A 13576-nucleotide genomic window follows, 5' to 3' on the forward strand; every position below is an offset into this window, starting at 1 on the left:
TCGCCGTTCCGCTGTGACGTCCCTATTCGTACCCGAGGAGCCCGCCCGTGCACCGTCTCCCCACCGCCGAGGCCGAGGTGGCCGACGAGCTGTCCGTCGTACGGCCCGGTCTCCTGCCGCGGTACGAGGCCGAACTGCCCGGTGCCCGGGCGGCCGTGCTGTCCAGGCTGTGGCGGGGTCTCGCCCACGAGCCGCTGCCCTGGGTCGTGGGCCGGGAGCGGGCCGGGGACGGTCTGACGCTGTCCCTGTCCGACGGCCGCCGCCTGCACGGCCCCCGGCTGGATCCGTACGCGACCGAGGCATACGTCACCGCCGTACGGCTCGACGACACCGCCTACGCGGACCCGGCCCGGCTGATGACCGGTCTGGGGGTGCCGCACTCCGCTTCCTTCGCCGCCGAACTCGGTCACAGTGTCGCCTCGTTGGCGCTGTCGAGGGCCGGGCAGGAGGGCGTCCGGGACGGCTGGCCGGAGAGCGACTGGGAGTGGGAGCAGCGGATCGTCGACGGGCATCCGTTCCATCCGACGTGCCGCTCCCGGCCCGGTTTCTCGGTGGCCGAGCAGCTGGCCTACGGGCCGGAGCACCGGCCGGTCGTGGAGCTGGGGCTGGTGCCGGTACCGGAGGAGGAGTGCCTGGTGACGGGCGTGTGGCCGGGCGAGCTGCGGGACGGGGGGCGGGTGGTGCTGCCGGTGCACCCGTGGCAGGCGGCGCACGTGCTCAAGCGGACGTGCGAGCAGGGGCGGCCCGCGCATCCGCTGATGTCCCTGCGGACACTGGCCCTGCCCGGCGGGCCGCAGGTGAAGACCTCGCTGAGCGCCCGTCTGACGTCCTCGGTGCGCGACATCTCCCTGCCCTCGGTCGCCGCGTCGGCGCTGCTGTCGGACTTCGCGGGGGTGCCCGCGGCGCGCACGGACGGTCTGCTGCACATCACACGCACCCTGGGCGCGGCGGCGGCCGGTTCCCCGGACTTCGCGGCCGTCCTGCGGGAGTCCCCGCGGACGTACGCGGGCAGCGGTGAGCGGGTGCTGCCGGTGGCGGCGCTCGCCACCACGGACCTGCCCGGCTCCCCCGCCTGGCTGGCCCGCTTCGCGCGGCTCGCCCTGACCGTCGGGCTGCGGCTGCTGGAGCTGGGCGTGGCCCTGGAGGCGCACGGCCAGAACCTGCTGGTGGTCCTCTCGGCGGCGGGCGAACCGCTGCGGCTGGTCTACCGCGACCTGGCCGACATCCGCGTCAGCCCGGCGCGTCTGGCCCGGCACGGCATCACGGTGCCCGACCTGCCGGCCCGGATGGTCACGGACGACGTACGCGCGCTCCGTCGCAAGCTGTTCGGGTCGCTCGTGGCGGGCGCGCTGGCCGGCACGGCCGGATCGGGCCCGGCCCTCGGCGCGGCCCTGGAGACGGCCGTACGGGATCTGCCGCGCAGCCCGGACCTCGCGGCGCTGTATGTGGATCCCCTGCCCACCAAGGCGCTGACGCTGATGCGGCTCTCGCCGCACATGCCCGGGGACCAGTGGGCGGAACTGCCCAATCCGCTGCGCTGAACCCCGTTTTGGAACCGGAAGGGGGTCATCAATAGGATCCGGCGATGATCACAAGAACACGGCTGGCGTCCGGGGTCTGTGCCCTGCTCGCCGCGCTGACGGCCGGGCTCGCCTTCCCGGCCGGAGCGGCCGCCGGTGAACCCACGGGCCAGGACGCCCCCAAGGTCGACCTCGTCCTCGATGTGAGCGGCTCCATGCGGGCCCGGGACATCGACGGCCAGTCGCGGATGGCCGCCGCGAAGCAGGCGTTCAACGAGGTGCTCGACGCGACGCCCGAGGAGGTCGAACTCGGCATCCGCACGCTCGGCGCCGACTACCCCGGGAACGACCGGAAGACGGGCTGCAAGGACACCGCGCGGCTCTATCCGGTCGGCCCGCTCGACCGCACCGAGGCCAAGACGGCCGTCGCCACCCTGACGCCCACGGGCTGGACGCCGATCGGTCCGGCCCTGCTGAAGGCGGCCGACGACCTGGAGGGTGGCGACGGCTCCAAGCGCATCGTGCTGATCAGCGACGGCGAGGACACCTGCGCCCCGCTCGACCCGTGCGAGGTGGCCCGTGAGATCGCGGCCAAGGGCATCGGCCTGACCATCGACACCCTGGGCCTGGTGCCGACCGCCAAGCTGAGCCGGCAGCTGAGCTGCATCGCCGAGGCCACCGGCGGCACCTACACCTCGGTGGAGCACCAGGACGAACTCACCGACAAGGTCAACCAGTTGGTGGACCGCGCGGCCGATCCGGTGGTGACGCCGGTGCCGGCCGAGGGCGCCGACCGGTGCTCCGCCGCACCGACGCTGAAGTCGGGTCTGTACACCGACCGTGAGGAGTTCGGGCAGCAGCGCTTCTACCGGGTGGACGTGCGGCCGGGCCAGGAGCTGCGCGCGTCGGTGAGCGTCGGCGCGGACCGGGCGGTGAACCCGGGCCATGGCGTGCTGCTGCGGGCCGTCACGTCCAAGGGCCGCGAGATCGTGCGCGGCGAGGCGGCCGGCACCGGTCGTACGGACGTGCTCTCGACGGGTCTGCGCTACCCGAAGGCCGACAGCGACGACGAGGACGCCCCCGCGGAGGCGGTCTGCCTCGCCGTGTCGCACTCCTTCTCCCCGGCCTCCGGCGTGAAGACCACGCCCGGTCTGCCGCTGGAGCTGACGGTCGACGTGGTGGACGCCCCGGACCAGGCGGGCGATGTCGCCGCCTTCGGCCTGGGCCGCGGCTGGTGGCTGCTGGGCGTGCTGATCCTCGCCGGCTTCCTCGCCGGTCTCGTCTGGGGCTGGCTGTCGCGCTGGCGGGTCGCGGTCTGGAGGACCAACTGATGCGAGTGATACGAGCGTTGAGCGCGGCGTTGCTGACCGTGGGCGTGGCGGCCGGCCCGGCCGCCGCCGACGCCTCACCGAGCCCGTCGCAGGACGGTTCGTCGGCCCCCACGCAGGCCGGCACGTCGTTCCGTACGGCGACCGAGATCGAACAGGGTCAGCGGGCCACGGCGAGCGGCTCCACCGGCGACTACCTGTACTGGTCCTTCCCCGCCGACACCGGACAGCGCCCCACGGTCCGGGCGACGGTGAAGCTGCCGGAGACGCACGCCGCCCAGACCTGGCAGATCGACGTCTACGACGGTCTGCGCCGCCGTCAGGCCTGCCAGTACGGGGCGCAGACCCGCACCGCGGCGGCGGACGCCTCCTCCGTGGAGCTGGCCTGTGTGCTGCGCACCGTGCGCGCCTGGTCGGAGCCGTGGGCGAACGACCCGCTGCCCGGTACGTACTACATCCGGGTGACTCCCGTCGGCGTCGCCACCGCCGACCTCGGCCTGCCGGTCGGCACCGAGGTGCGGGCGGACTCCGAGGACGTCGGCGGATCGGCGGCGGTGGACGGCTCGCTCGCCGAGCCGCTGGTGCCGGGGATCGCCTCCAAGCCCGAGGAGGAGCAGCAGGACGCGGCGGTGCTGGCCGGCCTCGAACCCGAGGACGGCTGGACGTCGGGCTGGTGGTCGGACCGGTGGGTGTGGACCGCGGTCGGCGGGATCCTGGCCGCGCTGGCGGGTGTCGGCGGGTACGCCCTGACCCGCGGGACGGGACGGCCGTCCCGGGTGCCGCCGGCGGCCTGACCGTCTCACACCTGCCCGATCCTCACCTGCCTGCCGCACAGAAGGCCCGCTGCCCGCGGGCCTTCTGTCATGTCTCGCGCAGCGCCTTGGCGAGCGTGCCCTCGCCGCTCACCGCGACCCGCCCCTCGCGCACGGCGCGGGTCAGGCTCAGCTCACCCCGGGCTACGGCCGTGCACGTGGCCGTGTCGAGGGCCACCCGGGCGTCCGGTTCCCGGGGGGCGGGGCCGTCGCCGTACACGGGGCCCTCCTCGGCACCGGCGTACAGATGGAACAGGCCTTCCTCCAGGCGGACTTCGACGAGCCCCTCGCCGTCCAGCAGGCGCAGCAGAGGCAGCGCGAACCAGTGGGCCCGCACCGCGTCCGTCGGCCGGCGCTCGCCGAGCCCGGCCCGCCCCCACTCCCCCAGCGCCTGCAGCACGGGCAGCAACTCGCGCCCCCGTGAAGTGACTTCATACACGTAGGCCGCCCCGGGAGGCGGCAGCCGGCGCCGGGTCGCGAGACCGTCGCGCTCCATGTCCTTCAGCCGCGAGGCGAGTACGTCGGTGCTGACGCCGGGCAGGTCCGCGTGCAGGTCGGTGTAGCGGCGGGGGCCCGCGAGGAGCTCCCGGACGATCAGCAGGGTCCAGCGGTCACCGACGACGTCGAGCGCGCGGGCGGCGGAGCAGTACTGGTCGTAGCTTCGGCGAGGTGGCATGCGACGCAGTCTAGACAAGTTGTTGGACTTTCCAAGCGTGTACTTGGTAAAACCAAGCAGCACCAGTCGCCAGAGGGGAAGCAGCGCATGGAGTTCCGGCAGTCGAGCAAGCTCAGTGAGGTCTGTTACGAGATCCGCGGCCCGGTCATCGAGCACGCCAACGCGCTGGAGGAGGCGGGCCACAGCGTGCTGCGTCTCAACACCGGCAATCCCGCGCTCTTCGGCTTCGAGGCGCCGGAGGAGATCCTCCAGGACATGATCCGGATGCTGCCCCAGGCGCACGGTTACACCGATTCGCGCGGCATCCTCTCCGCCCGGCGTGCCGTGGCCCAGCGGTACCAGACGCTCGGCCTGGAGGTCGGCGTCGACGACGTCTTCCTCGGCAACGGCGTCTCGGAACTGGTGTCGATGGCCGTCCAGGCGCTGATCGAGGACGGCGACGAGATCCTCATCCCCGCCCCGGACTTCCCCCTCTGGACGGCGGTGACGACCCTGGCGGGCGGCAAGGCGGTCCACTACCTGTGCGACGAACAGGCCGACTGGTACCCCGACCTCGACGACATGGCGTCGAAGATCACCGACCGGACGAAGGCGGTCGTGATCATCAACCCGAACAATCCCACCGGCGCGGTCTACCCCAAGGAGATCGTCGAGGGCATCCTCGACCTCGCCCGGCGGCACGGCCTCATGGTCTTCGCCGACGAGATCTACGACCAGATCCTCTACGACGACGCCGTGCACCACTCGGCCGCCGCCCTCGCCCCCGACCTGGTCGTCCTCACCTTCTGCGGCCTGTCCAAGACCTACCGCGTGGCGGGCTTCCGTTCCGGCTGGCTGGTGGTGACGGGCCCGAGGCAGCACGCGAAGGACTACCTGGAGGGCCTCACCATGCTGGCCTCCATGCGGCTGTGCGCCAACGCGCCCGCGCAGTACGCCATCCAGGCCGCGCTCGGCGGGCGGCAGTCCATCCGCGAGCTGACCACCCCGGGCGGGCGGCTGCTGGAGCAGCGGGACGTGGCCTGGCGGATGCTCAACGAGATCCCGGGCGTGACGTGCGTGAAGCCGAAGGGCGCGCTCTACGCCTTCCCGCGCCTCGACCCCAAGGTGCACAGGATCCACGACGACGAACGGTTCGTGCTCGACCTGCTGTTGCGGGAGAAGATCCAGGTGGTGCAGGGCACCGGCTTCAACTGGCCGTCTCCGGACCACTTCCGCATCCTGACGCTGCCGCACGCGGAGGACCTGGAGGCGGCGATCGGCCGGATCGGGCGGTTCCTCGGCGGGTACCGACAGTAGCCGCCGGCCGTTTCCCGCCGGTCCGCGGGGTCGACCGGAAAGGGTCTTTGAGCCGGACGGGGGCCGAGAGCAGGGCGTGAGCGCCGCACAGAAGGGAAGGTCGTCTTCGGTCCTTCCCCCAGGCAGGAGCGGAGACGAGTGATGGCCACCACGCAGGGCGCATCCCGGTTCGGCACGGCACGGCCGGCGGACATCAAGCTCCCGGGCATCGTGCTCGGGGTCGGGATGGGCGGATTCGCCGACGGCATCCTGCTGCATCAGTTGCTGCAGTGGCACCACATGCTCTCCAGCACCGACCAGGACCGCATCGGGGTGAAGTACTACGACCCCCACACCGTCTCCGGCCTGCAGATGAACACCGTGTGGGACGGCGTCTTCCACACCGTGTGCTGGCTCGCGGTCCTGCTCGGGCTGGCCGTGCTGTACGCGCGGGTCACCCACGACCGGCTGCGGGTGTGGACCTCCCGGGTGCTGTGGGGCTGGATGCTCGTCGGCTGGGGCCTGTTCAACCTCGTGGAGGGCGTGCTGGACCACCACGTCCTCGGCATCCACCACGTCCACGCCGGAGCGGACCGGGTCTGGTGGGACATCGGCTTCCTGGTCCTGGGCGCCCTGCTGGTCGCCGGCGGCCACCTGCTCCAGCGCAGCGGCCGGGCGGTCGACCCCGGTGCGGCGGCCGGCCGGCATGAGGGTCTGCACGGCTGATGGGCCACCACCTGCACGGGCACGGACACGCCGCGGGCGGCGGCGCCCCGGACTGGCTGCCGCCCGCGCTCCTGCTGCTCGCCGCCTGCGGTGCCTACCTGCTGCTCGTCCGCCGGGCGCGCAACCGCAATCCCGCCCTCGGCTGGAGCCGGTGGCGGACCGGCTGCTTCCTCGGCGGGATCCTCCTGCTCGGAGCAGCACTGCTGCCGCCCGTGGCCTCCTTCGCCCACGAGGACTTCCGCGGGCACATGCTCCAGCACCTCCTCATCGGCATGTACGCGCCGCTCGCCCTGGTCCTGGCCGCCCCCGTCACGCTCCTGCTGCGCACCCTGCCCGCCTCCCGGGCCCGGCGCCTGACCGCGGTGCTGCACAGTCCGCCTGCCCGCGTGCTCACCCACCCGGCGGTCGCGCTGGCGCTCTCGGCGGGCGGCCTCGCGGTGCTGCACTTCACGCCTCTTTACCACGCGACCACGGCCCACCCGGCCGCGCACTGGCTGCTGCACGCGCACTTCCTGCTGTCCGGATGCCTGTTCGCCCACGCCATCGCCGGACCCGACCCGGCCCCCACCCGGCCGGGGGTCAGGGCCCGGCTGGTCTATCTCGGCGTCGCGATCGCGGCACACGCCGTGATCTCCCAGTTGATGTACGGCGGCTTCTGGGTCGACATCCACGCGCCCGTCGACCAGGTGCAGGGCGGTGCGGAGATCATGTACTACGGCGGCGACCTGGCCGAGCTGCTGCTGGCCGCCGCGTTGGTGGCCACCTGGCGGCCCGAGCCCCGGCGGGCGGCGGCGCGGGGTGCGTGGGGCCGGGGTGCGCGGCGGGGAGTCGTCCCGGCCCGGAATGTCAGTGGCGGGTCGTAGCCTTCGAGCAGGTGGGGCTTCGAGCCTGTTCGCGCAGGTGTGGAGCCCCTTCGAGCAGGCGGGGGCGTCGAGCCTCGCGCCCTGGGCCCGTCGCCGGCCGGAGAGGAGTGCGCCGTGACCCGACCGCCGACCGCCGCGCAGCGGCGTGTCATCGACGCCGCCGATCCCGTGACCGGGCGGCTGCGGGGCACGGAGGCGCAGCTCACCGCCCTGGTGAAGCGGGGGCTGGCCTTCCGGCACCCGCGGCCGCCGCACGACCACTTCCTGACGCCGGAGGGGCACCGGGTGCGGCAGGGCATCACCCAGCTGCCCGAGGCCGCCGGGGCCGCGTCCGGGGCCGGGGACGCCCCCCAGCCGACGGGCGTGTTCGCCGCGCGCGTGGGCGGCGAGGAGACCGCCGCGGCCGCCGGTCCCGCCCGGCGCCGTGAGGTGCACAGCGCCTGGCAGGGGCTGCTGGAGCTGCGCCGGATGACCAACCCGGGCGGGGACGTGGACCGGCCGTGCGGCTGGGAGCGTACGCACCTGGTGCGGGCGGCGGCGCTGGCCCTGGAGGCTGCCGGGCACGCTCCTGCGGGGCCTGAGGGCGGGGGCTATCGCGTACGGGAGACCCCGCAGCCGGAGGCCGTCGCCGTCCACGAGCCGGACGGGGAGGCGCTGCGGGCCTGCGCGGCCACCCTGGAAGGGGCAGGCTGGCAGGTGAGCGAGCACCGCGAGCCGCGCACCGGGAGCCGGTATGTGCTGGCTTCGCCGCGCCGGGCGTGATGGGCATGCCAAGATCGGTGGATCGTTGCGCAGTGCACGAGAGTCCGGTGCGAGAGACCCGGCGCGAGAAGGGAAAGCCGTGAGCGAGCCGTTTTCCGTCCCTGTGACCGTCCGTGGCTACGAGACGGACGTCCAGGGACATCTCAACCAGGCGGTCTACCTGAACTACGCGGAGCACGCCCGCTGGTCGCTGCTCCACGCCGCGGGGATCAGCCAGTCCGCCCTCGTCGGCAGCGGCGTGGGCCCGGTCGCCCTGGAGACGACCATCCGCTACGAACGCGAGCTGCTCGCGGGCGACGAGGTCCGGGTGACCTGCGCCTTCGAGTGGAGCGGTGGCAAGACGTTCCGGATCGAGCAGACCGTCGTGAAGGCCGACGGCACGGTGGCCGCGCATATCACGGCGGTCGGCGGGATCCTGGACCTGGAGCAGCGCAGGCTGGTCGCAGATCCCGCGGCGGTCTTCAGGAAGCTGGCTTCGGACCCGGGGCTGTTCGGACTGGCGTAGGGCCGTGGGCCCGATCCCCGGCGGGCGGTCGCGCGGCGCCGGTCATCGCACACCGCGTTCCTCCAGGGCCGCTCTGAGGCTGCGCAGGGCGTAGTGGACGCGGGACTTCACCGTGCCCTGGGGGACGCCCGGCACGTTGGCCGCCTGGTGCGTCGTGCGGTCGGCGAAGAAGGTGGCCTCCGGGGCCTCGCGGTGTGCCGGTGTCAGCGCCCGCGGTGCACGGCGTCGGCGGGTCCGCCGCCAACGCCTTCCGGCCCACGGCGTATGCAGCAAGCCCCGCCCCGACTCGCCTTCGGCGGCACCCTGGACATCGACGTCTGGCTGGAGGCCGTGATGCTCACCGTGTGACCGCGCGGCGGTCACGTCGCCGAACGCCGCCAGATCGTCAGGTCCACCGTGAGGGCGGCGAGTTCCGGCAGCGCGGTCGACTTCGTCTGGACCGTGAGCAGGGCGATGTCCCCGGACGTGTGCCTGACGCAGATCTGACCTCCCACCGGCACCGAGGCCAGCGGCCAGCGGCGCCGGTCGGCATGCGCCAGCATGAGCCGGCAGTCGTCGAGGGAGACGCCCTCGTCGGTGAACATCTGCACGAAGACACTGGTGTCGCTCTGCAGCGCGCATCCGGCGTTCTCGCAGTCGAAGCGGATGTCGCCCTCGCGGTCCTCGCGCTGGAACGGCTCCTCGAAGCTCAGCGAGCTCTTCGCGTCCAGCCTCTGGAGCACCCGGCCGATGGGGCGCGGCGTCCCGGAGGCGGTCGGGGAGGGCTGCGAGGCCCGCGGTGTCCGGCCCTCGGCATCCGCGACGGCCCCGGACGCCGAAGGCGACGGCGTAGCCGCGTCCGCCGACCGCCCGGACCTGTCCGGGTCCGGCGTCGCCGGTGCGCCGGCCACCCAGTCGCGGAACCTGTTCCCCGCGTCCTGGACCGTCCAGAGCAGGCCGCCCAGCGCCACCACCCCGGCCGTCACGGCCGCGGCCGTGATCAGCGCGGTGCGCCGGTGTCGCGCCCGCCGCTCCCCGGGCGCGCCCGGCAGCGGCTGGGGCCGGGTGACGACCAGCGGCTGAGGCTCGACGCGTGTGGGAGTGGAGAGACTCGTGGGAGTGGAGAGCGGCGACGGGACCGTCGGCTCCGGTCCTGTGACGTCCCGCCACACGGCGGGGCCCGCGCCCGCGTCGGCGTCGGCGCCCAGTCGCTGCCGGCACCAGTCGACGATCTCCGCCAGGTCCGCCCTGTCCTTCGGGTCGGCGGCCAGGCAGCGGGCGAACAGTGGTCGGAGCTGCTCGGGCAGCACGGACAGGTCGGGCCGGTCGTGCACGATCCGGTACAGCACGCCGACCGCGGAGCCCTCCCCGTACAGCGGGCGGCCCAGGGCGGCGAACGCGGCCGTCTGGCCCAGCGCGAAGACGTCGGTCGCAGCCGTGACCTCCCCCGCCGACGCCTGCTCGGGAGCCATGAAGTGGGGCGTGCCGACGGCGGCGCCGGTGGCGGTGTACGAGGTGAAGTCGGCGGCCAGCGAGATGCCGAAGTCGATCACGCGCGGCCCGTCGGCGGCGAGCAGCACGTTGGACGGCTTGAGGTCCCGGTGCACGAGGCCGGCGGCGTGGACGGCCTGGAGCGCCTCGGCCACCCCCGCCACCAGCCACAGCACCGCGGGGACGGGCAGCGGACCGCGTCGGGCGACGGCGTCGGTGAGGGACGGGCCGGGGAGGTACAGCGTGGCCGCCCAGGGCGGTGTGCCGTCGGCGTCGGCGTCGATCAGTTCGGCGGTGTAGGCGCCCCGGACCCGCCGGGCCGCCTCCACCTCCCGGCGGAACCGCCGCCGGAACTCGGGGTCGTCGGCCAGTTCCGGCCGTACCACCTTGATCGCCACCGGCCGGCCGCCCTGCGTGTGCGACAGGTAGACACGCCCCATGCCGCCCGCACCGAGCCGGGCGGCGAGGCGGTATCCGGCCACCATGGGCGGATCGTCCGCCCGCAACGGCTGGAACACCTCGCTCGCGTGGTTCATCGGCCCGTCTCCCCCTCGTCCCTGACCCCCGGTCAACCCTGAGTTGACCAAGGCAGAAGCCTAAGCGGAGTCCGGCGGCCTCAGGACGCGGCCGGGGCCTTCGGGGTGTTCGTCAGTTCCTCGCCCGCCTCCATCGGGTGGGTCACGTCGTGGGCGTCCCGGGCGCCCTTGCCCAGGTGGTTGAAGACGAGGTTGAGCAGCACGGCCGCCACACAGCCCGTCGAGATGCCGGAGTCCAGGACGATACGGGCCGTCTCCGGGAAGGCGTGGTAGAACTCCGGGGCCGTGATGGGGATGACGCCGACGGCCAGGGAGACGGCCACGATCAGGACGTTGTTGTCCTTGTCCAGGGCGGCCCGGACCAGGGTCTGGATGCCGCTGGCCGCGACCGAGCCGAACAGGACGACGCCCGCCCCGCCGAGCACCGGGCGCGGTACGACGGCGATCAGCGAGGCCGCCATCGGACACAGGCCCATCAGCACCAGGAAGCCGCCGCCCGCGGCGACGACGTACCGGCTGCGGATCTTCGTCATGGCGACCAGGCCGATGTTCTGCGCGAAGGCGCTGCACATGAAGCCGTTGAAGAGGGGGCTGAGCGCCGAGCCGAGGGTGTCGGCGCGCAGGCCGGCCGCGATGGTCCGCTCGTCGGCCGGGCGCTCGACGATCTCGCCCAGCGCCAGCATGTCGGCGGTCGATTCGGTCATCGACACCACCATCACCACGCACATCGAGATGATCGCGGCGAGCTGGAACTGTGGGGCGCCGAAGTGGAACGGGGTGGGGAAGCCGATGACGGCGGCGTCCGCGACGGGGGTGAAGTCCGTGGCGCCGAACGGGATCGCGATCAGCGTGCCGATCACGAGTCCGAGCAGCACGGCGATCTGCTTGACGAAGCCCGTGGTGAAGCGGCGCAGCAGCAGCACGATCAGCAGGGTGACGGCCGCGAGGCCCAGGTTGGTCGCCGAACCGTAGTCGTGGGCCCCCGGGTTGGGACCCTGTGCCCAGCCGAAGGCGACCGGCAGCAGCGATATGCCGATGAGGGTGATGACCGTGCCGGTCACCACGGGCGGGAAGAAGCGGATGGCCTTGCAGAAGACGGGGGCGGCGAGGAAACCGAGGAGTCCGGCGACGATGACCGCGCCGAAGATGATCGGCAGGGCGTCGGACTTGTCCTGGGTGGAGGCGACGATCGCGGTCATCGGGGCGACACCGGCGAAGGTGACGCCGTTGACGAACGGCAGCCGGGCGCCGATCTTCCAGATGCCGAGGGTCTGCAGGAAGGTGGCGAGGCCCGCGGTGAACAGGCAGGCGCCGGTGAGGAAGGTCAGGTCGGTGGCGGTGAGGCCGATGGCCGCGCCGACGATCAGGGGCGGGGCGACGACTCCGGCGTACATGGCGGCCACGTGCTGCAGGCCGGTCGTCGCCATCTTGAGCGCGGGGAGTTTTTCGTCAACGGGGTGGTCGGCCACGGCGGCGTCCCTCCGGTCGGTTACACGGCCGCGCCGATGCGGCCGTGGGTGTCAGGGAGGTGGTGCGGGTGGTCGTGCGGGACCGGATGTGCGCGGACGGTGGTGGCCGTTCCGGGGCGCGCGCGGTCACGCGCACCCCGGAGACGACCGCCGTGCACCCCGCTCGGGTTCACGGCCACCGGCCGGGAGCCGTCCCTCCCGGCCGGAGTCATCCGGGTGGTCAGGCCCCGGCGGCGATCTTCGCCAGCCGTCGGGCCTCGTCCCGCGTGGCGCGGGCGATGGCGTCCTCGTCGGCCGTGAGGAGCCGTCCGTCCTCGACGATCTGCCGGCCGTTCACGAAGGAGGCGGTGACCGGCGCGGCAGCGCCGAAGACCAGGGCGGTCACCGGGTCGGCGATGGAGGCGTGGGCGAGCGTGTCCAGCTTCCACAGCACGAGGTCGGCGAGCTTGCCGGGCTCCAGGGAACCGGTCTCCGCGGCCCGGCCGAGGACCTGGGCACCGCCGTACGTTCCCAGGCGCAGGGCCTGACGGGCGTTCAGGGCGGCCTCCTTGTGGCCGCCGAGGCGGTTGATGAGGAGGGCGTTGCGCAGCTCGGTGTGGAGTTCGCCGGACTCGTTGGAGGCGGTGCCGTCCACGCCGAGGCCGACGGGGACGCCGGCGGCGAGCATGTCGGGGACGCGGGCGATGCCGGCCGCGAGGCGGGCGTTGGAGGACGGGCAGTGCGCGACGCCGGTGCGGGACCGGGCGAAGGCGGCGATGTCGGAGTCGTTCATGTGGACGCAGTGCGCCATCCACACGTCCTCACCGAGCCAGCCGGTGGACTCGAAGTAGTCGGTCGGGCCCATGCCGAACAGTTCGTGGCAGAACTTCTCCTCCTCCACGGTCTCCGAGCCGTGGGTGTGCAGCCGGACACCGAGACGGCGGGCCAACTGGGCGCCGTCGCGGAGCAGTTCGGTGGAGACGGAGAAGGGCGAGCAGGGCGCGACGGCGACCTGGGTCATGGCGTCGAAAGAGGAGTCGTGGTGCTGCCGCACGGTCTCCTCGGTGGCCGCGAGCGCACCGTCGAGGGTCTCCACGGCGAAGTCCGGGGGCAGGCCGCCGTCCTTCTCGCTGCGGTCCATGGAGCCGCGGGCGAGGGTGAAGCGGACGCCCATGTCGCGGGCGGCGCCGATGATCGCGCCGGAGAGGTCGCCGGAGCCGCGCGGGAAGACGTAGTGGTGGTCCATGGCGGTGGTGACGCCACCGCGGGCCATCATCGCCAGGGAGCCCTGGGCGGCGGCGCGGACCATGGGCTCGTCGATGCGCGCCCAGGTGGGGTAGAGCGCGACGAGCCAGTTGAAGAGGTTGTGGTCCGTGGCCAGGCCGCGGGTGATCCACTGGTAGAAGTGGTGATGGGTGTTGATCAGGCCGGGGGTCACGAGGTGGCCGGTGGCGTCGATACGGCGTACGACGTTCTCCAGGCCCTCGGGGGCCGCGCCCGCGCCGAGCGACTCGATGCGATTGCCGGCGAGGACGACGTGCCCGGAGGCGTACTCCGTGTCGTGTCCGTCGACGGTCGCGATCGCACAGTTCTCGATGACGGTGCGCCGCTCTGCTGCCATGGTTCGTCCCTTTTCACGAAGTGTGCTGAATTGG

At 73.2% G+C, this 13576-nt stretch carries 12 protein-coding genes and 1 pseudogene; 8 read left to right on the forward strand and 5 right to left on the reverse strand.

What is annotated here, in order from left to right:
* Positions 1 to 47 precede the first annotated feature (47 nt).
* The 3 genes from ACFZDI_RS29885 to ACFZDI_RS29895 are packed head-to-tail and all read left to right on the forward strand — an operon-like array spanning position 48 to position 3642.
* Positions 48 to 1541, forward strand: a complete 1494-nt coding sequence (locus tag ACFZDI_RS29885; protein WP_391254634.1) for an IucA/IucC family protein — start codon at positions 48 to 50, stop codon at positions 1539 to 1541.
* Between the two features lie 44 nt (positions 1542 to 1585).
* The gene (locus ACFZDI_RS29890) at positions 1586 to 2851 is read left to right on the forward strand and encodes a VWA domain-containing protein (protein ID WP_234845697.1); all 1266 of its coding nucleotides are present in this window, start codon (positions 1586 to 1588) and stop codon (positions 2849 to 2851) included.
* Positions 2851 to 3642 (forward strand): hypothetical protein, encoded by a 792-nt coding sequence (locus ACFZDI_RS29895; protein ID WP_391254637.1) that lies wholly within the window; start codon positions 2851 to 2853, stop codon positions 3640 to 3642. Before ACFZDI_RS29890 ends, ACFZDI_RS29895 begins: the two co-directional genes overlap by 1 nt.
* A 67-nt stretch (positions 3643 to 3709) precedes the next feature.
* On the opposite strand, the gene ACFZDI_RS29900 is transcribed toward ACFZDI_RS29895, so the two are convergent.
* Positions 3710 to 4336, reverse strand: coding sequence for a winged helix-turn-helix transcriptional regulator (locus ACFZDI_RS29900; RefSeq protein ID WP_391254639.1), 627 nt, complete (start codon positions 4334 to 4336; stop codon positions 3710 to 3712).
* Between the two features lie 87 nt (positions 4337 to 4423).
* On the opposite strand from ACFZDI_RS29900, the gene ACFZDI_RS29905 reads away from it, so the two are divergent.
* The 5 genes from ACFZDI_RS29905 (at position 4424) to ACFZDI_RS29925 (ending at position 8467) form a co-directional block, all read left to right on the forward strand.
* A complete protein-coding gene (locus tag ACFZDI_RS29905) occupies positions 4424 to 5632 on the forward strand; it encodes a pyridoxal phosphate-dependent aminotransferase (protein WP_234845700.1) in 1209 nt (402 codons plus the stop codon).
* 141 nt (positions 5633 to 5773) lie between these two features.
* Positions 5774 to 6337, forward strand: a complete 564-nt coding sequence (locus ACFZDI_RS29910) for a DUF2243 domain-containing protein (protein WP_391254642.1) — start codon at positions 5774 to 5776, stop codon at positions 6335 to 6337.
* Positions 6337 to 7200 carry a cytochrome c oxidase assembly protein gene (locus ACFZDI_RS29915; RefSeq protein WP_391254644.1) on the forward strand — a complete coding sequence of 288 codons (864 nt, stop codon included), beginning with the start codon at positions 6337 to 6339 and terminating at the stop codon, positions 7198 to 7200. Before ACFZDI_RS29910 ends, ACFZDI_RS29915 begins: the two co-directional genes overlap by 1 nt.
* Positions 7201 to 7314: 114 nt before the next feature.
* Positions 7315 to 7962: a hypothetical protein gene (locus ACFZDI_RS29920; protein ID WP_391254647.1), complete on the forward strand. Its 648-nt coding sequence runs from the start codon at positions 7315 to 7317 to the stop codon at positions 7960 to 7962.
* 79 nt (positions 7963 to 8041) lie between these two features.
* On the forward strand, positions 8042 to 8467 hold the full coding sequence (locus ACFZDI_RS29925) for a thioesterase family protein (protein WP_391254649.1): 426 nt from the start codon (positions 8042 to 8044) through the stop codon (positions 8465 to 8467).
* A gap of 42 nt (positions 8468 to 8509) precedes the next feature.
* Here the strand turns inward: ACFZDI_RS29925 and ACFZDI_RS29930 are convergent.
* The 4 genes and pseudogenes from ACFZDI_RS29930 to ACFZDI_RS29945 all read right to left on the reverse strand — a co-directional run.
* Positions 8510 to 8674, reverse strand: a pseudogene (locus ACFZDI_RS29930) (sigma factor-like helix-turn-helix DNA-binding protein); the annotation flags it as partial.
* Positions 8675 to 8826: 152 nt separating this feature from the next.
* Positions 8827 to 10473: a protein kinase gene (locus ACFZDI_RS29935; RefSeq protein WP_391254652.1), complete on the reverse strand. Its 1647-nt coding sequence runs from the start codon at positions 10471 to 10473 to the stop codon at positions 8827 to 8829.
* An 80-nt stretch (positions 10474 to 10553) separates the two neighbouring features.
* Positions 10554 to 11942 carry a solute carrier family 23 protein gene (locus tag ACFZDI_RS29940; protein WP_391254654.1) on the reverse strand — a complete coding sequence of 463 codons (1389 nt, stop codon included), beginning with the start codon at positions 11940 to 11942 and terminating at the stop codon, positions 10554 to 10556.
* A gap of 220 nt (positions 11943 to 12162) precedes the next feature.
* Positions 12163 to 13542: an 8-oxoguanine deaminase gene (locus tag ACFZDI_RS29945; protein ID WP_391254655.1), complete on the reverse strand. Its 1380-nt coding sequence runs from the start codon at positions 13540 to 13542 to the stop codon at positions 12163 to 12165.
* Between the last annotated feature and the right edge of the window lie 34 nt (positions 13543 to 13576).

This window comes from Streptomyces sp. NPDC007907, from assembly GCF_042959365.1.
In the GTDB taxonomy this organism is placed as follows: domain Bacteria; phylum Actinomycetota; class Actinomycetes; order Streptomycetales; family Streptomycetaceae; genus Streptomyces; species Streptomyces indiaensis.